Origin of the sequence: Pseudomonas sp. NBRC 100443 (genome assembly GCF_030268185.1) — a bacterium.
Classification (GTDB): domain Bacteria; phylum Pseudomonadota; class Gammaproteobacteria; order Pseudomonadales; family Pseudomonadaceae; genus Pseudomonas; species Pseudomonas citronellolis.
On the sequence record NZ_BSQE01000105.1, the window covers coordinates 1 to 257 of the forward strand.

The following is a 257-nucleotide window of genomic DNA, read 5'->3' on the forward strand; positions in this document are numbered from 1 at the left end:
AGCGTGAGGTCCGAAGATCCCCCACTTTCTCCCGTAGGACGTATGCGGTATTAGCGCTCCTTTCGGAACGTTGTCCCCCACTACCAGGCAGATTCCTAGGCATTACTCACCCGTCCGCCGCTGAATCAGAGAGCAAGCTCCCTTCATCCGCTCGACTTGCATGTGTTAGGCCTGCCGCCAGCGTTCAATCTGAGCCATGATCAAACTCTTCAGTTCAATACTGATCGGGTTTTGAGAAAACCCTAAACTTGGCTCAG

At 53.3% G+C, this 257-nt stretch carries 1 rRNA gene; it reads right to left on the reverse strand.

Features of this window, described 5'->3' with window-relative positions:
* Nucleotides 1-216: ribosomal RNA gene (locus QSJ95_RS32740) — 16S ribosomal RNA — on the reverse strand; the annotation flags it as partial.
* Between the last annotated feature and the right edge of the window lie 41 nt (nt 217-257).